Source organism: Nocardioides pyridinolyticus (assembly GCF_054653575.1).
The window spans coordinates 131,581-152,316 of record NZ_BAAIFY010000003.1 but is presented as its reverse complement, the minus strand read 5'-3'; the positions used below and the strand labels follow the sequence as shown (position 1 = coordinate 152,316).

The following is a 20,736-nucleotide window of genomic DNA, read 5'->3' as shown; positions in this document are numbered from 1 at the left end:
CCGGGTTGGCACAGATCGAATGTCGTTACAGTTCGGGGCGTCCGGCCGTGACGCTGCCTGCCGCCTGCTCGAGACGACCGGCGTCGGCGTCCTCGCCGGAGCGCACATAGACGATGCCGTCGTCGACCTCGACGTCGAAGCGGATCTGCGGACGCTTCGCCGGTCGCTTGACGGCCTTGCCCGAGCGCACATCGAACGACCCGGAGTGCAAGGGGCACAGGAGCTCGAAGCCGCAGAGCTCCCCCTCGGACAGGTTCGCCTCACCGTGGTTGCATTCGTCCTTCAGACAGAACACCGTTCCGTCAGCGTTGCCGATCACTAGCGGGGGCAGGCCCTCCACGGTGATGCGTTTGAGCGCTCCCGTCGGGAGTTCCTCGAACGGCCCCACAGCGACACGCATTTCAGCAATCCTTTCGAAGGACCGTTCCTCAGCGACCGGCGACCGCTCTTGGTGTGATCCTGCGTCCCCGGGACGGGCCGCCGACATCCTCCGATCGCACGATCAGGACGGCGGATCCGGTCAGTGGTCGGTGAGATCGCACGAGGGCCGACGCCCCGGGCCGAGGGCAGCATCGAGCGCCTCGAGAGACCGCGGGCGGGCAGGAGAGGACCCGTGGGTGCGCTGCGCTCCGGGCCCTCCTCCGCCCGACGCGCGGATGCTCAGTCCAGCAAGCCTCGGCGAGCGGCCGTGGCGACTGCGGCAGCCCGATCGGAGGCGCCCAGCTTGTCGTAGATGTGTTGGAGATGGGTCTTCACCGTCGTGACGCTCAGGAACAGCATCTCGGCGATCTCGGGCGCTGACCGACCTTGCGAGATCAGGACCAGCACCTCGTGCTCGCGGGAGGAGAGGGCCCCGGTCGAGGCGGTTCGCGCTCTCTGCAGTCGATCGGCCTCGTTCAGCCCGGGTCGCACCGACTCGGGGAAGACGATCTGCCCGCCGAAGACACAGACGATCGCCTCGCACAGGACGGAGGGCGACGCATGCTTCGTGACGTAGGCCCGAGCGCCCGCGTCGTACGCCTGGTACATCGTGGAGGCGTCCTCGAACGCGGAGACGATCATCGTGCGCGTCCGCACCTCGGAGTCCTTGACCGCCTCCGCGATCGAGATGCCGTCCCGCGACGGCAGGCGCAGGTCGACCAACGCGATGTCAGGCTGAAGGCGCTGGATGAGACGGAGAGCTTCTTCGCCGTCCCCTGTCTCGGCGACCACGTCGATACCGTCCTGTCTCGCGAGTGCCTGGATGAGGCCGTCGCGGTACACCGGATGATCGTCGGCTACGACGATCTCGATTCCGCTCCTCGGTTGCGAAGCTTCCCGATCGCTCATCGCCGGCCTCCCACAGAGATGCTTCGATGCACGGCGTCCAGCAAGCCCTCGACCGCGATCGGTTTGGTCACGTAGTCAACTGCACCCGAGGCGAGGAGCTGCTTGCGCCGAGCGGTGGTGGCGTCTGCCGACAGCACCACCACCGGGATCGGACGCGTCCGTTCGTCGGCGCGCAGCTGGCTCAAGACCTCCGAACCGTCGAGGTCGGGAAGATGGAGGTCGAGCAGGATCATGTCCGGTCGGTGCGCAACCGCCAGGCGCACGCCTGTCTGTCCGTGAGTAGCCGTGATCAGGTGGGGCGCGCCGTTGCGGTCGAAGATCCTACGCACCAACTCCAGGTTCGCGAGGTTGTCCTCCATGTACAGGATGGTCCGACCCGACAGATCCGCTGTGTGCTGGATCTGCGCGTCCCGGAGCTTCTGGGACGCGCACTCATCCCCGTCGGGCGCACTCGACAGTGGAAGCCGGACGAAGAACTCCGTGCCTCGCCCGGGCAGCGATCGCTTGATCCCGATCTCACCCCCCATCGCCGACACGAGGCTGCGCGCGACCGCAAGGCCCAGCCCGGTGCCCTCCGTCTCGACGTCCTCATCGGCCACGCGCTCGAAGGGCACGAAGACGCGCTCGAGATCCTCGGGCGCGATACCCACCCCGGTGTCCGTCACCAGGATCTGGAGGTGCTGCTCGTCCTCGACCTCGGTGGTGACCGTGACGACACCGTCCGGCCGGTTGTACTTCACCGCATTGACCAGCAGGTTGAGCATGACCTGCGTCAATCTCTGGCGGTCTGCCATCACGTAACGCTCGAGCGAGTCATGGAGGTCCATGACGAGCTCCACGCTGCGGTCAGCAGCCAGGGGGCGGACCATCTCGTAGGCCTGGCCGATCGAGTCACAGACGCATTGACGTTCGATGACCAGAGCTTGGGTGCCCGACTCGACCCGCGAGATGTCGAGGACCTCGTTGATGAGGGCGAGCAGATGACGACCTGCCTTGACGATGTGGTCCAGGTCCGTCCCTGCCGACGACGGCAGACCCTCGATCTGGAGTAGCTGCCCGAAGCCGAGGATCGAGTTGAGCGGGGTACGCAGCTCGTGACTCATCCGGGACAGGAACTCGTCCTTCGCCCGGTTGGCGCGTTCCGCCTCGTCCCGGGCCTCGCGGATGGCGGCCTGCGCCCGCGTGCGGGCACTGATGTCCGTCGAGATCCCGCCGACGCCGTAGACGGCACCGTCGGCGTCGAAGATCGGGAACTTGAGTGACAGCCACATCCCCCACCCGTCTTCCGTGGGAATCGGCTCCTCGAACTCCATCGGGTGGCCGACAGCGAACACCGCTCGATCATTGGCGGCATAGACGTCGGCGATGTGCTGCGGCCACAGATCCGGGTCGGTCTTCCCGACGATGACGCCGCGAGGCTGGCGCAGGAGCTCCTCGTAGTGGCGGTTCGCGAACAGGTACTGCCCGTCGGCACGCTTGAGATAGATCAAGGCCCCGACGTTGTCGGCGATGTCCTCCAGCAGCTTCTCGCTGGCTCGCACCGCGCTGTCAGCCTGGACCGACGCGTCGATCTCCCGCACCTGCACGATCAGCGGATCGTCCCTCGATCGCCCGTGCGCGATCTCGTACGACACCGGGATCCGACGTCCTTCGGCGTCGATGAACCACGCCTGGCCGCGCTCGCTCGCCTGATGACCGGGGGAGACCGTCCGGGTCTTCACGCCTGGCAAGACCATGGCGAGGTCCGCGCCCACGATGGAGGCCTCGGATCTCCTGGTGAGCCGGACGAAGGCGGGATTCACCGCCACGACCGTCGACCCGCCTCGATACTGCGACTGCACCAGCGCAGTCGCCGACGGTAGGGCCTCGAAGACCTCTCGGAAGTCGACCATCAGCGCTCAAGATACGCGGATTGTTCTGAATCCGGAGCGATTCCTCGGAGTCGTCGCACTACCCGAACCTCCGCCTAGGAGCGGCCGGCGACGCTGTCGACGAGCTCGGCGGCCCACTGCGGGTCGTAGGACACCAGGCGAGGGAATCCGGCCTCGGCACCGCCCGTCCAAGTGTACTGCGCGCCGGGGTTGCTGGAGCTGACACCCCGCGCGGTGAAGAAGTGGGGGCTGCACACCACCTCCTCGCGCTGGGCCACGGGCCACTGCTCGAGAACGGCCTGGCGGCCGTGTCCCGTGGCCATCGCCCAGCGCAGGCCGTCCAGGTCGACGCTGTCGCACGACGCCGCGACGCGATAGACGATGGGCAGTACGGAGATGCACTCATGGTCGACCCAGAAGGCCCTGCGAAGTGCCTCGTCCAGCTCGTCGCTCGCCTTGAGTCCGCCGGCACGTGGGTGCTTCGCCGCCTGCACCGCTTCCAGAGCCGGGAGCGTCGTGACCGGGAAGGTCGACTCCGGTGCGGACCACGACCTCCACTCGAGACCGCCGACGAGTCCCGCGATCGCCACCAGCTCTGCGTCGGTGATGGGCTTCGGCGTCGGTCGCTCGTTGAACCACTCCAGCGGGAAGGTCCGGTGGTCGATGAGGACATCGACCCGGGCCCTGCGGATCTCCTGTCGGAGCGTGTGAAGCGCCAGCGTCGCCCAGGGGCACCCGATGTCGGACCAGACCGTGATGACATTTCCAGCATCGTTCGCGAGCGTCTGCCCCACCTGCTCCTTGAGCTCGGTCATGTGCCCACCCGCTCGACCCCGAGGCGCCGGTCCCCCAGCACCGGGAACTCCCGTCTGATGGTGGCGACGGCGCCGAGATCGAGCTCGACGCTCAACACCGACGTCCCTCGGGAAGCCGACGCGATGACCTCGCCCGTGGGGCCGACGACCTGGCTGTGCCCGCCCATGTCGAGGCCCCCGTGCCGGCCGCCGTCGTTGCTCTGGATCATGAACGCCTGGTTCTCGATGGCGCGGGCCACGCCCAAGGTCTTCCAGTGCTCGACCCTCGGCAGCGGCCACGCGGCTGAGACCACGAGCACCTCGGCGCCGCGGTCGATGAGTCCGCGGAACATCTCGGGGAAGCGCAGGTCGTAACAGGTGGCGAGCCCAATGGTGCAGAGAGGCTGTCCGTTCCTGTCCTCGAGCTCCGCCGCGACGACGTCCACGCCGGCCTCGATGAGCTCCGCTTCCCCCGCGCCGAAGCCGAATCGATGGATCTTCTGGTACTTCGCCATCAGTTCGCCGGTGCGGCTCAGGAGCACAGCGGTGTTCCACAGGCGACGAGACGGGGGGCCCGAGCCGCCCCCCGCTCCCGAATGCTCGATGAACGTGCCGGCGTGCAGGTACGTTCCCGCGCGGCGGGCAGCAGCCGCCAACACCGAGATCTCGGGTCCGTCGACGGAGAGCGCCGTCTGCGTCCAGTGCTCGGGAGCGAACGCGCCGTGCAGCCACAGCTCGGGCAGCACGACCAGGTCGGCCCCTCCCTGGGCGGCGACCAGGGCCGCCACCCGGTCGAGCTGATCGCTGGGCTCGCGGGTGTCGTCGAACTGGACCTGCAGGACACGGACGTCCAGGACGGCCATCAGCGGAAGGGGATCGCCAGAGGTCGGATCGGCGATCCGGTGGCTCCGCGGAGGCGGATCGGCGCAGCGATCAGGCAGAACTCGTTGACCTCGTCCTTCGACAGCTCCTCGAGGTTGACGAGCTCGAGCATGGGCACGCCGGCCTCAGCCAGGAAGTGGCAGTGGCCCGGCAGCCAGTTGTCCTCGTGCTGCGAAGGTCCGACCTCGACACATTCCTGGTCGGCTCCGATGACCGCGATCCCCTGACCCGTCAGCCATCTGCCGGCCTCCAGGGACAGCCCCGGCGGGTTGCCGAGGGTCCGGCCTCCGTCCGGCCAGTACCGCATGCGACCGGTCCGCACGAGAACGACGTCTCCGGGCTTGAGCGTCAGGCCGGTCCGGGCGAGTTCGTCCACGCAGTCGTCGACCGTGATCGCGTAGGAGTCGGGAAGGCAGTCGACGCCCTTCAACCGGGCGATGTCGAGCAGGACGCCGCGCGCCACGATCGGCGGGATCTGCTCGGCCCCACCCTTCGTCCAGCTCCGACTCCCGAGATGCTCCGACGCGGAGAAGCCGTTGTAGATCTTCCCGTCGACACCGAAGTGGTTCAGCGAGTCGATGTGGGTCCCGGTGTGCGTGTACATGAAGATGACGTCGCCGGAGTAGCAGACCCGCTGATTGACGTCGGCCCCCACACCGTTGAGGTTGTCCACGACCGTTCCGTCCGGCGTGTGACTCATGTAGATCTGGTAGGACGGGTCGCCGGCGGCCTGGAAGCTCGGCATGCCGACGAAGTAGTCGATGCTCAGGTCGTAGATGCGGGCCGCGTCGGCCCGCTCCAGAGCGCAGGCCTGCATGGCCGCGGTGATCTGGTTCAGCGCCCCGAGCTGGTCGTCGGGGCCGTAGGGACTCGACGCGACCTGAATGTCGGCCTTCATGCGTCGCCCTCGCGGATGAAGTCGACGACAGCCCGGGACTTCACCAACGGGAGGAGCTCCTCGACGATCTCCATGTGGAAGGGGTCCTCCGAGTACTCGCGCAGTCCCTCCCAGTCGTCGAAGTCCGAGATGAGGCAGCCGTCCCACGGGTCCCCGTTCTCGTTGGGCTCGCCGGCGTGGGAGCCGAGCTCCCAGCTGCGCAGGGTGGGCAGCCGATCCGAGAGACGTGTCAGTAGCTCGAGGACCCGGTCCGCATCGTTCGGATCCGCGAGCTGCCACATGAAGACGTGTCGGATCAAGAGAAATCTCCTATCTCACCCTGGAGCGACCGAGCGACCGCCCTCGCTGAGATAGTGGAGCCCGGGCGGGGTGAGTCGACATCCTCCGATCGCAGGATCACCGGCGCGACCAGCGGCTCCGCGACGTCATCACCGCTCGACCGGGGGACAGTCCGGGGAGCGGTGAGTTGTCAGCAACTTGGTAGCACCCATACGAACCGGAGCTGACGAGGCTCAGCGCCTACCCGAAAGAGCGGACGGTCTCGCTCCGATGGTTCGGAGGGCGTCCAGACCGACTCATCGACATGCTCCCTCGTCGCCTGGGGCGGCGGCTTCTGCGTCGCCGAATGGGCGGGGCACAGCACAGCCGAAGCGCCCCGACGCCCGCCAAGGCGCCGCACCGTCAAGCTACCCAGACTGCGGTCACGAGCTGCCGCAAACCAGAGGCCTGCTCCGTAGGTGAGGTCGTCCAGCCAGCCCTGCGACCATCGGCATGGGATTCACCCCGGGGAGCTCGCGTGAGCTTCCGAGACGTCGACGACGAGCGCGTTGACCACGGCGCGGCGACCCGAACGGCCACCCGAACGGCTCGGCACGACGCCTACCTGGGTGAGCGGCCACCAGTGCCGGAGCAGCAGCGCCAACTCCTGACGCACAGCCAGCCGAGGCCCTCGACCGCGAGCGCGAGCGGAGAGGCGGAAGCCTCCGGGGACCTCGGGCAGGCCGCGCAGAGGCCGTCAGCGGTGGACGACCGCTGCCGCGACGACGGCGCCGACCATCCGGGGCGCAACAGCACGGCGGCCGCGGCATGGGCGCGCTGAGGACGGCCGGATATAGCCACGGCGCCGCACCGGTGCAGATGACCCATCAGACGCCGGTCCGAGCCTCCGGCTCGTGCAGGATCAGGCGGAGTGCGGTCGGGTTCCAGCCGTTGCACGGATTGCGCGACTGCGGGCAGTTCGAGATCGCCACGATGAGGTCCATGTCCGCACCCAGGTCTATGTGGTCGCCCGGCTTGCTCGGGCACTCCTCGATCGCGGTTGCACCGTCAGCTGACACCGTCACATTCATGAAGATGTTGAAGTTGTACGGGATCTCAGGCTCGGAAATGCCATACGGCGCGAGCGCCTTCTCGAAGTTGCCACGACAGCTCGCCGTCCCGCGCACGCCGTAACGAAACTCGTTCGTCGCCGCGCTGCAAGCCCCGCTGATCACGTCGTGGACGCCGACCGTGTCCTCGAGGATAGTCATCATCTGCCTGGCTCGGGTGGAGTACAGGTGGTGCCCGGTCTTGAGGAAGATCGTCTGGTTGAGCAGCTGCGTGTTCGGCGGCGAGAACTTGTCCGCATGGTCCGCGGCATTGATGCACAGCAGGTCTGGCACCTGCTGGCCCTCGACGTCGACGATGCGCAGCACCTGGCCCGCGGCCATCTCGAACGCGGTGCCCTGCTTGGCGGGGAGCACCTCGTCGAAGACGACGGACGGGCCAGTGAGAGCTTCAGTGGGAATCAACGTGAATCTCCTTGGGTCGTTTGTACGTCGGCAGGGACGTCTCTCGTACGAGGCCGGCTGTCCCACTCCGGCGAGGGCTCCCAGTCGGTGGCCTCCCGCGAGCGTCTGTCAGCGCGCCCATCCGGTCGCGCGGGCGCTCCCAGCGGGCGTACCCCGCTGCGCTGGTTCGTCGCTTGCGGGTCATCCCTCGCCTCTGGTCTGCTCCTCGACTGTCCGTGGGCGCGTGCGAGCACCGACCCGCGGTCCGACGGTCGCGCTTCGGCGCAGATCGCGACGCACTGCGGACAGCGGTCCTTGACCTTCGCCACGGCGAACGGCACCTCCCAGAGGCGGTGCCAGCTCGTGGCTTCGAGCCCGCACGCCGTCAGCGTCGTCCCCATCTCCTTGGCGTGCGCCCTGGAGGCAGCCTGCCGCGGGTGACCCTCCGCCTCGGTGCGGACGACGAACTGGCATGCGGTGAACCAGTACGTCGTGGGCTGTCTCCCCCGTACCCCATCGGATGTCGCTGCACTTGTCGACATGGATGCCCTCCCATGGCCGGCTGCGATCAGCAGGCCGCGTTAGCGCCGGCGATCTTCCCGAAGACAGAACCGTTCGTCAGACCCGATCCACCCGGATAGTTGAAGTAGAAGACGCCGCCGACGATCTCGCCCGCTGCGTACAGACCCGGGATGACGCGCTGGTCGGTGTCCAGAACCTGCGCATCGGTGTTGATGCGCAGACCACCGAAGGTGAAGGTGATGCCGCACGTGACACCGTAGGCCTCGAACGGCCCGTCCTCGATGGTGTTGGCCCAGTTCGACTTGTTGACAGCCAGACCGGTGGTCCCGCGGCCGTCCTTGACGTTCGGGTCGAAGGCGACGTCCTGGTTGACAGCCGCGTTGTAGGCGCGGATCTCGGCGAGGAAGCCTGCGGCGTCCACGCCGTCCATCTTCTCGGCGAGCTCCTCGAGGGTGTTCGCGGTGACCTTGGTGACCTGCTTGATCCGGTACTCGTCCCGCAGGAGGTGGCTGACCTTGCTGTCGAAGACCTGCCAGGCGAACTGGCCCGGTTGCTCCAGCACTCGGCGGCCGTACTTGGCGTAGGTGTAGTTGCGGAAGTCTGCGCCCTCGTCGACGAACCGCTTGCCCTCGGCGTTGATCATCACCGACCACGGGTAGCTGTGCTTCTGGAAGTGGTCGCCCACGGCCATGTCGCCGAACTCGGGAGCGTTGAGCTCCCAGCTCACGGCGTGGCAGCCGGACCAGTTGCCGGCAGGGCTGGCGCCGATACCGAGCGCCATGCTGTGACCGTCGCCGGTGTTGAACTGGGTGCCGCGGACCTTCGCGAGGTCCCAATTCGGGCCGAGGTACTGCGTCCGCCAGGCGGTGTTCGCCTGGAAGCCGCCGCTGGCGAGGATGACCGCGTCGGCGTGCTCCTCACGGGTCACGCCGTTCTGGCGCACCTTGACGCCGGTCACGCCCTGGTCGCCGGCGATCAGCGAGAGCACGCGTGCGCCGTACTCGACCTGCACGCCGGCGTTGGCGGCCGCCTTGGTCAGCGCGTCGACGAGGCCGGGACCGCCGCCGGAGACCTCGACGGTCAGTCCGCCCCAGAACTTGAAGCGGCCGTCGATCTTGAACGCCTGGCGGCCGTAGATGGGCACGAACCGTACGCCCTGCTTGTTCATCCACTGCAGCGTCGGGAGGCTCTCGTCGGCCAGGACACTGGCGAGCTCGGGGTCGGTCCGGTACTCAGTGACGCGCGCGAGATCGTCGAAGAAGTCCGAGGCGGAGTAGGTGCCGAAGTCGGTGATCGCCAGCTCGTCCTCGGTGAGCTCGGGCATCAACGTGAGCAGGTCGTCGACCCCCTCGTACGCCACGCGCATCGCACCGGCGGTGAAGGCGGTGTTCCCGCCCTTCAGGTCGCCCTCGGCGCGCTCGAGCACCACGACGTCCGCGCCGTTCTCACGGGCAGAAAGTGCCGCACACAGGGCCGCGTTGCCCCCGCCTACGACAATGACTCGCTTCGACATTGTTGCCGCCTCTCGTATCGTCTGGATACAACTGTATGCAGCAGGAGCGCAGAGTACAAGCCATTTGTTGACCTATTTCAGGCGTAAATGTGTGCTCGCCTGCTTTGCTGCGCTGGAGCCTGTCCGTCAGCATCCACAGTTGCATGCTGATGGATGCTTCCGTTCACATAGGTGAGTGGAGCGCCGGTGCCACCCCAACGGGTGGCCACGATCTCCGCGCCGATGCTCATGGCCGTCTCGGCCGCCGTGCGCCCGCGCAGGTCCAGCCCGATGGGCGAGCGGAGCCTCGTCAGCTCGGCGGTGGTCACACCTGCCTCCCGCAGCCGGGACAGCCGGTCCTCGTGGGCCTGCCGCGACCCCATCGCGCCCACGTAGCCGACCGCGGGCAGCCGGAGCGCCACCTCGAGGAGGGGCACGTCGAACTTCGGGTCGTGCGTGAGTACCGTCAGCGCCGTGCGCGCGTCGAGACGGCCGGCGTCCCGTTCGGCAGCCAGGTAGCGGTGGGGCCAGTCCACGACGACCCGATCGGCGTCGGGGAACCGCTCCGGAGTGGCGAAGACCGGACGGGCATCACACAAGGTGACGTCGTAGCCGAGGAAGCGCCCTGCTGTCGTCATGGACCTGGCGAAGTCGATGGCGCCGAACACGATCATGCGCGGAGCGGGCGCGAAGCAGCAGACGACGACGCGACATCCGTCCTCGAGCCGTTGCCCGTCGGGGCCGTACTCGATGACACCGTCCTGACCGGCGGAGAGCAGGCCCAGGCCATCGTCGAGGACCGCCTGGCTGAGTCGGTCGCTGCCCAGGTCGCCCGTCGCGGTGCCACCGGTGGCGATCGCCGCGGTGGAGTCGGGGTGATCCGGCCGCAGCACCAGCCGTCGACCGACGCGGGCGGGGTCGGGGTGCTCGATGATGGTCGCCAGCGCCACGGGCCGGCCGACCTCGACGTCGGCGACGAACCGGTCAAAGTCGGCGAAGCTCGTCTTGTCGATGGCGGTGACGAGGATCGCGATCTCTCCGCCGCACGTGAGCCCCACGGAGAACGCCTCGTCCTCGGAGACGCCGAACCGGTGCAGTGCTCCTTCTCGGGTCTCTCGCACCTCGATGGCGAGGTCGTACACGGTGCCTTCCACACAGCCCCCGGACACCGACCCCACCACCGTGCCGTCAGGTCCGACGAGCATGGTCGCCCCGGGCGGCTGGGGGGCCGAGCGGAACGTCTCGACGACCGTTCCTGCACCGACGACATCCCCAGCCGACCACCAGGCGAGCAGCTCGTCGAGGACCTCACGCATCGTGCACGTCTTGTCAGCGCCGTCGAGCTGCCGTGACCCGCCGGACGGGATTGCGCGACCTGTGCCTCCGGATGACGCCATCGGCGCCGGCCGCGCGGAGGGCGTCATCGTCTGCCGATGAAGTGCTCGGGCCGGCCACCAGCGGTGACTCCAGACCGGCGCGGCGGACTTCTTCGACCGCCAGGCACATCCAGGTGGTCGCGTCGGCCGACGTCACGGCACCGGTGTCGGCGACGATGCCGTGCACGACACCGGTCTGGGCCACCCGAGCCACCGACATCAGCGACCACGGTGTGGTGGCCACGACGAGAACCGGGTGGCCGGTCTGCGTGGCGAGTGCTGCACCGAGCTCAGCGAGCGCGGAGACGTCAGCGACTGCGGGCCCCATCGGGGTGAGCGCGATCGCTGCAGCGCCGTCCAGGCCGGCGCGGGTGGTGTCGCGCCAGAACGTCGCGACGTCATCGGGCCTGCCCAGGGGTGCCTCGACCACATAGGCGGGCGCGGCCGCGACGTCGGCTCCTCGAACGCCGGAGCGCATCGCCTCGTGTGTGACCCACGCCGGCTCGGTGCTTGCTGCCTTCTCCCCCAGGTCCGCGCGGGACTCGATGTGGGTGAAGTGGCGGCTGCGACGCAGCAGGCCGAGCAGCGCGTGCAGCAACGGCATCGGGTCGACCATGTCCACCGGTGCGACCAGCGCCGGCTCGGACCAAGCGACGACAGCAGGCTTGACGATGGCCTCGGCGGCAGGCACCGAAGCACCTTGCGCGTCCTTGGCGGCCGGGACGGCATCGGCTCCGTCGGTCGCAGGGATCTCGGCCAGGGGGAGCTCGCCCATACGCCGGGAGAACTCGTCGACGAACCCTTCGGTGATCTGGTCGGCCTTCTTCAGCATCACGGCCTGGCCGAACTGGCCGAGCTTGCCCGAGATCGTGAACTCGGTGTGCACGATCAGCGTGGACGCGGTGTCGCCGCTCTCCTCGACTGCGAGGTCCATGCGACCGACGACCTCCCCGCCGACTCGCCGGTCCGATCCCTTCATCTGCAGCACTGCACGGCGGGCGTCGGCATCCTGTTCGGTGATGCTGACGGTGCCGTCGAGGTTGACCTTGACCGGGCCGACCTTGACGACGAAGTTGCCCGCGTAGACGCCGTCACCTTGGGCCCGGACCCCGGACGCGCCGGGAAGGCACTCGCCGACGAAGGGGATGTCGACGACACGCTCGAACGTCTCGGCGGCCGCGGCGTCGATGACGATCCGCCTGTCTACGATCATGGCTTCTTCTCTCCTGCTCCAGTTACTCGGGGCGCGGCGTCGCGTGCGTTCGCGAGGGCTCGCGAGATCAGGTTTCGCGTCATCTCGGTGCGGTACCAACCACTGCCTCGGACGTCCTCGATCGGGTCCAGTGCGTCGGCGTAGGCCTGGCCGATCCGAGCGATTCGGGCCTCGTCCAGCTGATGACCGATGGCCTCCTTCTCCACCTCCCGCAGCCGCAGGGGAACCTCCGCGGCAGCACCCACACTGACTCGAACGTCCGCGCACGAGCCGTCCTCGCCGACGTGGACCAGAACTGCCACGCCGACGCACGGCCGGTCTTCCGCCGACCTGGAGGAGTACTTCAGGTACGAGGTGAAGGCGGCCGGGTCCGTGACCGGGACGTGCAGGTGAGAGATGACCTCGTCGGGTTCGAGGCTGGTCTCGTAGAAGCCGACGAACAGCTCCGAGGCGGCGATCTCGCGGCTCCCGTGCGGGCCGACCGCCGTGACCCAGCCGTCGAGGAGCACCACGCACGCAGGCGGGTCCGAGGCGTAGTCGGCTTCGGCGAGCACGCCGCCCACGGTCGCGGCCGCGCGGATCCGTGCGTTGCCGACGACGGCGAAGGACTGCGCCAGGACGGGAGCGTGCTCGCGCACGACGTCGGATCGATCGACCTCCGCGTGCGTGACGAGCGCGCCGAGGGTCAGGACGCCATCGGTCACCGTGATCTGGTCGAGGTCGCCGATCCTGCTCAACGAGACCAGGGCCTCGGGGTCGACCAGCTTCTGGCCCATGAGCAGCGACAACGCCGTCGAGCCGGCGACGACCTTGGCCTGCCCGTCGTAGTCAGAGAGGATCTCGCAGGCCTCACCCAGGGTGCGAGGAAAGAAGATCGGCGGCGAGCTCACTGGTCCTCGCTCCCCTGTGCGGCCGCCGTCTCGAGGGCAGCCGACTCCGCGGTGACCGACTTCTCGGCCACGAACTCCAGCGCTGCGGCCATGATCTGGGTGTAGCTGCCGCACCGGCACACGTGCCCGCTGAACGCCTCGTGGACGTCCTTCTCGCTGGGGTGGGGGTTCCTGCGCAGGAGCGCTTCGAGAGCGAGGATGAACCCGGAGGTGCAGTAGGAGCACTGGAACGCGCGGTGGCGCAGGAACGCGTCCTGGACCGGCGAGAGGTCGCCCTCACCGTCATCGAGGCCCTCGATGGTGGTGATCTCGGCGTCGGCGCACAGGCCGGCCAGGGTCAGGCAGCTGTTGACGGCCGCGCCGTCACGGAGCACGGTGCAGGCACCGCAGACCCCCACACCGCAGCCGCTCCGAGCGCCGTGCAGACGCAGCTCGTCGCGCAGGACCTCGAGGAGTGGTTGCGTGGTGCGGGCCGTGACCTTGCGTCGCTGCCCGTTCACGTTCAAGCTCAGCTGGACCTCGCCCTCCTCGTCAGGCAGGAGGACCAAGTTCTCCTCATCGCTGCTCATTCCACACCGCCCTCTGCGCTGGTTCGTGACGCCGATCCCTTCGCCTCCTGCAGCGCCCGGTACACCCGCTCCGAGGTCAGAGGCAGTGAGGTCACGCGCACTCCGGTGGCCCGGTAGACGGCGTTGCTCATCGCCGGCGCGATAGGCGGCAACGCAGGTTCGCCGAGGCCGTGCGGCTCCGGGCGCTCGGGGTCCTCGACGAGGTCGAAGGAGCGGTCCGTCGGCAGATCCTCCAACGTCGGGACCATGTAGTCGGCAAGGCTCCCGTTGACCAGCTGCCCGTCGGCGTAGACGAGCTCCTCGAACAACGCGTTGCCGACGCCGAACAGCAGGCAGCCTTCACACTGGTGCTGGGCACCGAGCGGGTCGATGACCTTTCCGGCGAACAGGGCTCCGTGGTAGCGCTCGAGGGTGACGCGTCCGGTCGCGAGGTCGACTGCGACCTGTGCGGCGCCGATGGCTTGGTGCCAGTGCGCGGACCCGATGCCTTGACCCGTGAACGGGTCCAGGCCGCCGGAGGTCGTGAAGGTCCCCTCCCCCAGGACGTCACCGCTCATGGTGCGCTTGATGACGTCGCCCATGCTCATGCGGGTGTCGGGTACTCCGCGAACCTGAACCGCGCCCTGGTCGAACTCGATCTCCTCGACCGGAGCCTCGAGCAGGCCCGCGGCGAGGTGGCGGAGCTTGTCGATGAGGTCCTCGGAGGCCCGCCCCAGGGCCTCACCCATGGAGAACGCGGACCGGCTGGCGGTGGTCTGCTGGTCGTAGGGGGTCAGGTCTGTGTCGACGTAGGAGACCTGCACGTCGTCGGTGGACACACCGAGGTGTTCGGCGACGTTGTAGGCCAGCGCGGAGCGGATCCCCTGCCCCATCTCCACCGAGCTCGTCAGGACCACGACGCTGCCGTCGTCGTTGACGCGCACGGCGGCAGCGGACGTCGAGGGCGTGATGGTGCCCTCGATGACCGCGCTCACGCCCCAGGCGCGTACGACGTCGCCGTCGCGCTCCACGGCCGGTCCTCGGCCCCAGCCGACCTTCTCGGCGACGGTGTCGAGCATGTCGACGAAGTTGAGGTAGTCGAGCTGTTCGCCGGTGCAGAAGGTGTCACCGTCGACGAGCAGGTTGCGGCGACGCAGCTCGACCGCGTCGATGCCGAGGTGCTCGGCGATCGTGTCCATCTGGTTCTCGTAGGCCCACGCGGCCTGGTTGATGGCGAAGCCCCGGTAGGCGCCCGCAGGCGGGGTGTTGGTGAGGACTGCGTGCGCGTTGATGCGGACGTTCGGGATCCGGTAGGGACCGTTGAGGCCGTACCCGGCGAACATGACCTTGCGCGGGCTGATCGTGGCGTAGGCGCCCGCGTTGTAGTAGGCGGTGGCTTCGCGAGCGACGATGTCGCCTTCGGCGCTGACGCCGGTGCGCAGCCGCACCTTCATCGCGTGCTTGGTCATCGTGACGAACTCCTCGTCACGGCGCAGGTGCATGCGCACAGGCGCACGGCAGACCTTCGACATCACCACGGCGATGGGTTCAATGGCGGCGTAGGCCTTGGCGCCGAACCCGCCGCCGACCGCCGGGACGATGACCCGCACCTTGCTCAAGGTGGTGCGCAGCAGCAGGGCGAGCTGGCGGCGGACGATGTGCGGGGTCTGCGTGTTGCTCCACACCGTGACGCTGTCGGGGCGCCAGTCGGCCACCACCGCATGGGTCTCCAGCGGCGCCGCGCCGACGGCCGGACTGTCGTACCACTCGTCGAAGACGTGGTCGGCCTGCTCGAAGCCGGCCTCGACGTCACCGCGCTCGACGGTGAAGGTGTTGCAGATGTTGCGGTCGTGGTCGGCACGCAAGGTGATGTCCACGAACATCGGGTCCCGTTCCGGCACCTCGGTGAACAGCCTGGGCGCCTCGCCGCTGCATGCCTCGATGGCGTCGAAGACCGCGGGCATCGGCTCGTAGGTCACCTCGACCAGCTCGGCGGCCAGGGCGGCAGCACGAGCGGTCTCGGCGACGACGGCCACGACCGGTTCACCGACGTAGCGCACCACGTCGTGAGCCAGGACCGACTGATCGGCGAGCACGGGACCGAAGCGCGGCGCGACGTCGTCCATGGCGAGCAGGTCCTGCCCGGTCACCACGGCTCGGACGCCGGGGGCGGCCGCCGCCTGCGACGTGTCGACCTCCAGGATGCGCGCATGCGGCAGCGTCGAGCGCACGACCTGGCAGTGCAGCATGCCGGGCAGGTCGTGGTTGATGACGTACGGCGTGCGGCCTGTCACCCGGTCTCGCGCGTCGAGCACGGTGTCCTCCTCCAACCCTCGATGTGTGTGACGGGTGGCTCAGACGGCGGCGGACCCGAAGCCGAGGCCTTCCATGAGCACGCTCGGGTCGTTCCGGGCTTGCTCGGTGGAGATGATCTGCACGAACTGTCCGCGCACCATCACGTTGAGCTCGTCGACCATGTCGAGGGCGAAGCGCAGCTTCTGCTCCACGACCAGGACCGCAGTGCCACGCCGGCGCAGCTCCTGGACGACGTCGACGACCAGGGCAAGGTGGTGCTGGTCGAGTCCTTCGCTCGGCTCGTCCATCAGGACGAGGTCGCCGTTGCCGACCAGTGCACGGCCCAGGGCGAGCATCTGCTGCTGGCCGCCACTCATCTGCCCGGCCGGCTGGGACCAGCGATCGCGCAGGATCGGAAGACGGTCGCAGACCTGGTCGACGGTCCACCCCTCGGAGCCGCGGTCGATGTGGGACACCCGAAGGTTCTCCCCCACGCTCAGGGAGCCGAACACGCGTCGGCCCTGGGGAACCAGGGTGATGCCGGCCGCTGCCACCTTCTCCGGGGCCGCGCCGGTGAGGTCCTTGCCGTTGAACACCACGCGTCCGCGACGTGCGCGCACGATGCCCATGATCGTGTAGACCAGCGTGCTCTTGCCCATGCCGTTGCGGCCGATCACCCCGACGTGCTCTCCGGCGCCGATGCTCAGCGAGGTGTCGTGGAGAACCTGGCTGTCGCCGTAGTAGGTGTCGAGTCCCTCGCACTCAAGCAACGTCATCGTGTTCTCCCAGGTAGGTCTCGATGACAGCACGCGACTTCCGGATCTGTGCGGGGCTGCCCTCTTCGAGGATGGCTCCTGCCGCCAGGACGGTCACCTGGCCGCAGAGTCGGAATGCGATGTCCATGTCGTGCTCGATGACGAGCAGGGCAAGATCGCTGGGCAGGGCGTCGACGACCTGCGCGAGGATGTCGGCGTCACGCCGGGACAGGCCGGCGGTGGGTTCATCGAGCAGCAGGACCTTGGGGTTGCTGGCCAGGGCCATCACGATCTCCAGGACCCGCTGCTGGCCGTAGGCCAGCTCGGCGACGGTGGTGCTCCGTCGGTCCCAGAGCTCCCACGTGCGCAGGAGCTCCTCGGCGCGTGCCTTCACGCCCGGGATCCGGGTCAGCGGGCTCCAGAACTTGTTGCGGTCCACACCGCGCACCGCGGCCAGCGCCAGGTGCACGTTCTCGCGCACGGTGAGCTCGGCGAACAGGTTGGTGATCTGGTAGGTGCGAGCCAGCCCCTTGCGTGCGCGCTGGTGCGGCTTGAGGGTGCCGACCGATTCCCCGAAGATCTCCACCGTGCCGGCGGTCGGCTTGATGTGGCCGTCCAGGACGTTGAACAGTGTCGTCTTCCCCGCGCCGTTGGGGCCGATCAGTGCGCGTCGTTCTCCGGTGTCGACGGTGAGGTCGATCCCCTCGAGAACCTTCAGGCCGCCGAAGTGGACCTTGATGTCACGGGCAGCGATGGCGGGTGCGGCGTTCATGAGACTGCCTCACGTTCGGTAGGTCGGGCGTGGTCTTCCAGCTGGGCTGGTTCGTCGGTCGGCGCCTTGCGGGTGCGTCCGATGCCGAGGATGCCCTGGGGCAGGATCAAAATGGTCAGGATGTAGAACAGGCCGAGGATGGTGGTGTAGCGCTCGGTGTACTCCTGGAAGAACGCCTCGATGATGATGATCGCCGCGATGCCGATGAACGGGCCGAGGAAGAACCGTGAGCCACCCACGATCGCGGCCAGGAGGACCGTTGCGCTCAAGGTCCACTCGAGCCCGTCGATGCCGACGAAGCCTCGCTGCATGGCGTACAGCGCGCCGAGGAAGGAGCACGCCAGGCCGGACACGACGAAGGCAGCAGCCTTGTAGATGCCGGCGTTGTATCCCAGGCTGCCCATGCGGCTCTCGCTCTCGCGCAGTCCGATGATGGCGCGTCCCATCGGGGAGAGCATGAACCACCACAGCAGTGCCATGACGGCGACGCAGACGATGACGGCGAACTGGTGGAACTGCTGGCGGGAGGCGATCTCGAAGGGCAGGACGTCACGGAAGACACCGCTGATGCCCATGTCGCCTCCGGTGATGCGAGCATTCTGGAACGCGAGGCCGTAGATGGCCTGACCGACGGCGAGCGTCATGAGGAGCAGGTAGATGCCGTTGACGCGCTGACACAGCACGCCCAGCACCAGACCCAGGCCGGCTCCCACGACGACGAGGCCGAGCAGGATGGTGCCGAGTCCCCAGTCCCATCGGGTCACGCCGAGCCCGACCACGTACCCGCCGAGGCCGAAGAACGCGGCGTGTCCCAGGGACGGCATTCCGCCGAGGCCGAAGACGATGTTGAACGCGACGGCGAACGCGCCGACGATGACGATGCGGGTGACGATCGACATGTAGTAGAGCGGAACGTAGAACGGCGCCAGGAACAGGGCGACGAAGAGGACCACCAGTGCGAGCACCACGAGCGCGGTGCGGGTGCGGGGGTGGGTCAGCGTGCTCATGCGTTCGCCTTTCCGAACAGGCCCTGCGGTCGGATCGCGAGGAGGAGCGCAACCGGTGCGAAGACGGTGAACATCGCGAACTCGGGGAACAGCGTCTTCCCGAACTCGTCGACCAGCCCGACCAGGGCGGCGGCCAGCAGGGCGCCGTTGACCGATCCCAGGCCGCCGACGACGACCACGACGAGGGCCATGATCAGCATCTGGAACTCGGTGCCCGGCTCGAGGCCGGTGAAGGCTCCGCCCCAGACGCCGGCGAATGCGGCGAGCGCGGACCCGCAGGCGAAGACCAGCATGAAGATGAGGGGCACCTTGATGCCCACCGCGCGAGCCATCTCCTGGTCGTCGACGGCGGCGCGGATCTGGGCTCCGGCACGGGTGCGGTTCACCAGGAACCACAAGCCGAACCAGACCAGGAGCGCAATGAAGATCAGCGCGATGCGGAACCACGGGAACGTCAGCCCGCCGACTTCCAGGGAGGTGGTCAGCCCGGGTGGACGCGGTGGGTTCCTCGGAGCTCCTCCGAAATAGCCGAGCATCAGGTCGGAGAGGAAGAACGCGAGACCGATGGTGACGATGATCTGCTGCAGCTCACGGCCGATGAAGCGGTGCAGCAGCACGCGCTCGAACAGCATGCCCAGCAGCCCCACGGCGACCATAGCGGCGCCGAGTCCGGCCCAGTAGCTGCCGCTCGTGCTCAGCACCTCCAGGGCCAGGTAGCCACCGAGGAGGTAGAAGGCTCCGTGAGCCAGGTTCAGGGTGCGCATGAGGCCGAAGGTCAGCGTGAGTCCGCTGGCCACCAAGAACAGGAGCGCCCCGTACGACAAGCCGTTGAGGGTGCGTGCGAGCACCATCTCAATCTCCATTGCACTCTTCCTTTTCCGCGTCGGCGAGGATCACGGCCCGGGGCCACCGCGTGCTACGGGTGGCCCCAGGCCGTCGACTCACTTGACCCAGGTGCCCTTGAGGTCGTTGTAGGGCTCTTCGGCCATCGCCTCGTCGGGGTCGAAGGTCCAGAACTGGCTGAGGTCCTCGCCGAGCGTGGTCACGACGGTGTTCTTGAACTCACCGTCGACGTTCTTCATCTTGCGGAGGTAGACCGGGAGGTTGGCCTGCCCGTACTCGTCGAACTGCAGCGCACCGCGGGGCGCGTCGTCGAGCTGGACGCCGCTGATGGCCTCGGTGAGGCTCTCGTAGGTGATGTCGTCCAGGTCCGCGACGGCGGCGTCGAGCACCATGCCCGCAACGTAGGCGGCCTCCGCGTAGATGCCGGGGGTGTAGGAGTACTTGGCCTGGAACGAGTCCTGGAACTCGTTGTTCGCGGGGGTGTCGAGCGCCTCGGCGTAGTACATGACCGACTCGACCGGCGTCGCGAGCTTGCGCTGCGACTCCTCGGGCAGGGTGGAGGGGTCGGTTCCGAAGCCGTTGGCGATCATCGGGATGTCGCTGAGGCCGAAGTCGCGGTAGGCCTGGAGGAACTTGGCGGCGTCCGAGCCGGAGGACGTCTGGATGATGACGTCGACGGACTTGTCGATGCTCTGCGCGACCGAGCCCCAGTCGGCGGTGCCGAGGGGCGTGTAGAGCTCCTGCTTGATGGTGCAGCCGGCGTCCTGGTAGGCCTTGGCGAAGCCGCCCATGGCCTCCCACCCGAAGGAGTAGTCGAGGCTCACCATGGCCGCGGTCTCGTACCCGGCGTCCTTGCAGGCGTACTCGCCCAGGGGAAGCATGATCTGCGAGGCAGCGTTGCTGACGCGGAACATGTTCGGAGAGTGCTGACGCTGGGTGAGGTCGTCGGCGGTCGTGGCGGTGAACACCGTTGGCACGCCGGACTCAGCGATGTAGGGAGCGATGGCGTAGGCAACCGCGCTGCTGATCACGCCGACGAGGGCGTCGACGTTCTCCTTCTCCACCAGCCGCTGGACGTTCTCCTGGGCGATGGTGGGGTCGTTGCCCTCGTCTCCGGTGACGATCTCGACCTCGGTGTCGCCGAACTCGCCGCCGGCGACGTCCTCGACGTAGTGCCGGAAGCCGTCTGCCTGGTCCTCGGCGATGCCGGCGAACGGCCCGACCGAGGGCAGCAACAGCCCGACCTTGAAGACGCCGTCGTCGCCGCCGGCGCTACCACTGTCAGCGCCTGCGCAGGCCGTCAGGGCGGATGCGAGCGTCAGGGTGACGGCGAGTGCGGCGCTCTTGCGAAACCGGTTCATGTGACCAAGCTCCTCGTTCTGGGTGAAGCCACTGCGACCTTCGCGACAGCGGCACGGTGCCCCCGGGATGCAACGTTGTGCCAATGTATGCAGTGGTACACGACACGTCAATGGGTCTG

Annotated in this window: 19 protein-coding genes; all 19 read right to left on the bottom strand. The window is 68.1% G+C overall.

Features of this window, described 5'->3' with window-relative positions:
- Positions 1-25: 25 nt before the first annotated feature.
- The 19 genes from ACYQ0U_RS04285 to ACYQ0U_RS04195 all read right to left on the bottom strand — a co-directional run bounded on the left by ACYQ0U_RS04285 (position 26) and on the right by ACYQ0U_RS04195 (position 20,617).
- Positions 26-400 carry a Rieske 2Fe-2S domain-containing protein gene (locus ACYQ0U_RS04285; RefSeq protein ID WP_459969780.1) on the bottom strand — a complete coding sequence of 125 codons (375 nt, stop codon included), beginning with the start codon at positions 398-400 and terminating at the stop codon, positions 26-28.
- A 260-nt stretch (positions 401-660) separates the two neighbouring features.
- Positions 661-1,329, bottom strand: a complete 669-nt coding sequence (locus ACYQ0U_RS04280) for a response regulator transcription factor (protein WP_459969778.1) — start codon at positions 1,327-1,329, stop codon at positions 661-663.
- Positions 1,326-3,221, bottom strand: coding sequence for a PAS domain-containing hybrid sensor histidine kinase/response regulator (locus tag ACYQ0U_RS04275; protein ID WP_459969776.1), 1,896 nt, complete (start codon positions 3,219-3,221; stop codon positions 1,326-1,328). The genes ACYQ0U_RS04280 and ACYQ0U_RS04275 overlap by 4 nt, the downstream gene beginning before the upstream one ends.
- A 74-nt stretch (positions 3,222-3,295) precedes the next feature.
- The gene (locus ACYQ0U_RS04270) at positions 3,296-4,015 is read right to left on the bottom strand and encodes a DsbA family oxidoreductase (protein WP_459969774.1); all 720 of its coding nucleotides are present in this window, start codon (positions 4,013-4,015) and stop codon (positions 3,296-3,298) included.
- Positions 4,012-4,857: a nitrilase-related carbon-nitrogen hydrolase gene (locus ACYQ0U_RS04265; RefSeq protein WP_459969773.1), complete on the bottom strand. Its 846-nt coding sequence runs from the start codon at positions 4,855-4,857 to the stop codon at positions 4,012-4,014. Before ACYQ0U_RS04265 ends, ACYQ0U_RS04270 begins: the two co-directional genes overlap by 4 nt.
- Entirely contained in the window at positions 4,857-5,774 is a 918-nt protein-coding gene (locus ACYQ0U_RS04260; protein WP_459969771.1) for a cyclase family protein, read from the bottom strand. Before ACYQ0U_RS04260 ends, ACYQ0U_RS04265 begins: the two co-directional genes overlap by 1 nt.
- The gene (locus ACYQ0U_RS04255) at positions 5,771-6,073 is read right to left on the bottom strand and encodes a Dabb family protein (protein ID WP_459969769.1); all 303 of its coding nucleotides are present in this window, start codon (positions 6,071-6,073) and stop codon (positions 5,771-5,773) included. Before ACYQ0U_RS04255 ends, ACYQ0U_RS04260 begins: the two co-directional genes overlap by 4 nt.
- An 846-nt stretch (positions 6,074-6,919) precedes the next feature.
- Complete coding sequence (locus tag ACYQ0U_RS04250; protein WP_459969767.1) at positions 6,920-7,516, bottom strand: DUF1989 domain-containing protein; 597 nt, start codon at positions 7,514-7,516, stop codon at positions 6,920-6,922.
- A gap of 595 nt (positions 7,517-8,111) precedes the next feature.
- Positions 8,112-9,578, bottom strand: coding sequence for an FAD-dependent tricarballylate dehydrogenase TcuA (gene tcuA / locus ACYQ0U_RS04245; protein ID WP_459969765.1), 1,467 nt, complete (start codon positions 9,576-9,578; stop codon positions 8,112-8,114).
- A gap of 77 nt (positions 9,579-9,655) precedes the next feature.
- A complete protein-coding gene (locus tag ACYQ0U_RS04240) occupies positions 9,656-10,873 on the bottom strand; it encodes an XdhC family protein (protein WP_459969763.1) in 1,218 nt (405 codons plus the stop codon).
- A 13-nt stretch (positions 10,874-10,886) separates the two neighbouring features.
- A complete protein-coding gene (locus ACYQ0U_RS04235; protein WP_459969761.1) occupies positions 10,887-12,146 on the bottom strand; it encodes an SRPBCC family protein in 1,260 nt (419 codons plus the stop codon).
- Positions 12,143-13,036 carry an FAD binding domain-containing protein gene (locus tag ACYQ0U_RS04230; RefSeq protein WP_459969759.1) on the bottom strand — a complete coding sequence of 298 codons (894 nt, stop codon included), beginning with the start codon at positions 13,034-13,036 and terminating at the stop codon, positions 12,143-12,145. Before ACYQ0U_RS04230 ends, ACYQ0U_RS04235 begins: the two co-directional genes overlap by 4 nt.
- Positions 13,033-13,584, bottom strand: a complete 552-nt coding sequence (locus tag ACYQ0U_RS04225) for a (2Fe-2S)-binding protein (RefSeq protein ID WP_459969757.1) — start codon at positions 13,582-13,584, stop codon at positions 13,033-13,035. Before ACYQ0U_RS04225 ends, ACYQ0U_RS04230 begins: the two co-directional genes overlap by 4 nt.
- Before the next feature lie 17 nt (positions 13,585-13,601).
- Positions 13,602-15,899: a xanthine dehydrogenase family protein molybdopterin-binding subunit gene (locus ACYQ0U_RS04220; protein ID WP_459969755.1), complete on the bottom strand. Its 2,298-nt coding sequence runs from the start codon at positions 15,897-15,899 to the stop codon at positions 13,602-13,604.
- 39 nt (positions 15,900-15,938) lie between these two features.
- Positions 15,939-16,655, bottom strand: coding sequence for an ABC transporter ATP-binding protein (locus tag ACYQ0U_RS04215; protein ID WP_459969753.1), 717 nt, complete (start codon positions 16,653-16,655; stop codon positions 15,939-15,941).
- Complete coding sequence (locus ACYQ0U_RS04210) at positions 16,642-17,406, bottom strand: ABC transporter ATP-binding protein (protein ID WP_459969751.1); 765 nt, start codon at positions 17,404-17,406, stop codon at positions 16,642-16,644. The genes ACYQ0U_RS04215 and ACYQ0U_RS04210 overlap by 14 nt, the downstream gene beginning before the upstream one ends.
- A complete protein-coding gene (locus ACYQ0U_RS04205; RefSeq protein WP_459969748.1) occupies positions 17,403-18,413 on the bottom strand; it encodes a branched-chain amino acid ABC transporter permease in 1,011 nt (336 codons plus the stop codon). The genes ACYQ0U_RS04210 and ACYQ0U_RS04205 overlap by 4 nt, the downstream gene beginning before the upstream one ends.
- On the bottom strand, positions 18,410-19,276 hold the full coding sequence (locus tag ACYQ0U_RS04200; RefSeq protein WP_459969746.1) for a branched-chain amino acid ABC transporter permease: 867 nt from the start codon (positions 19,274-19,276) through the stop codon (positions 18,410-18,412). The genes ACYQ0U_RS04205 and ACYQ0U_RS04200 overlap by 4 nt, the downstream gene beginning before the upstream one ends.
- Positions 19,277-19,354: 78 nt before the next feature.
- Entirely contained in the window at positions 19,355-20,617 is a 1,263-nt protein-coding gene (locus ACYQ0U_RS04195) for an ABC transporter substrate-binding protein (protein ID WP_459969743.1), read from the bottom strand.
- Between the last annotated feature and the right edge of the window lie 119 nt (positions 20,618-20,736).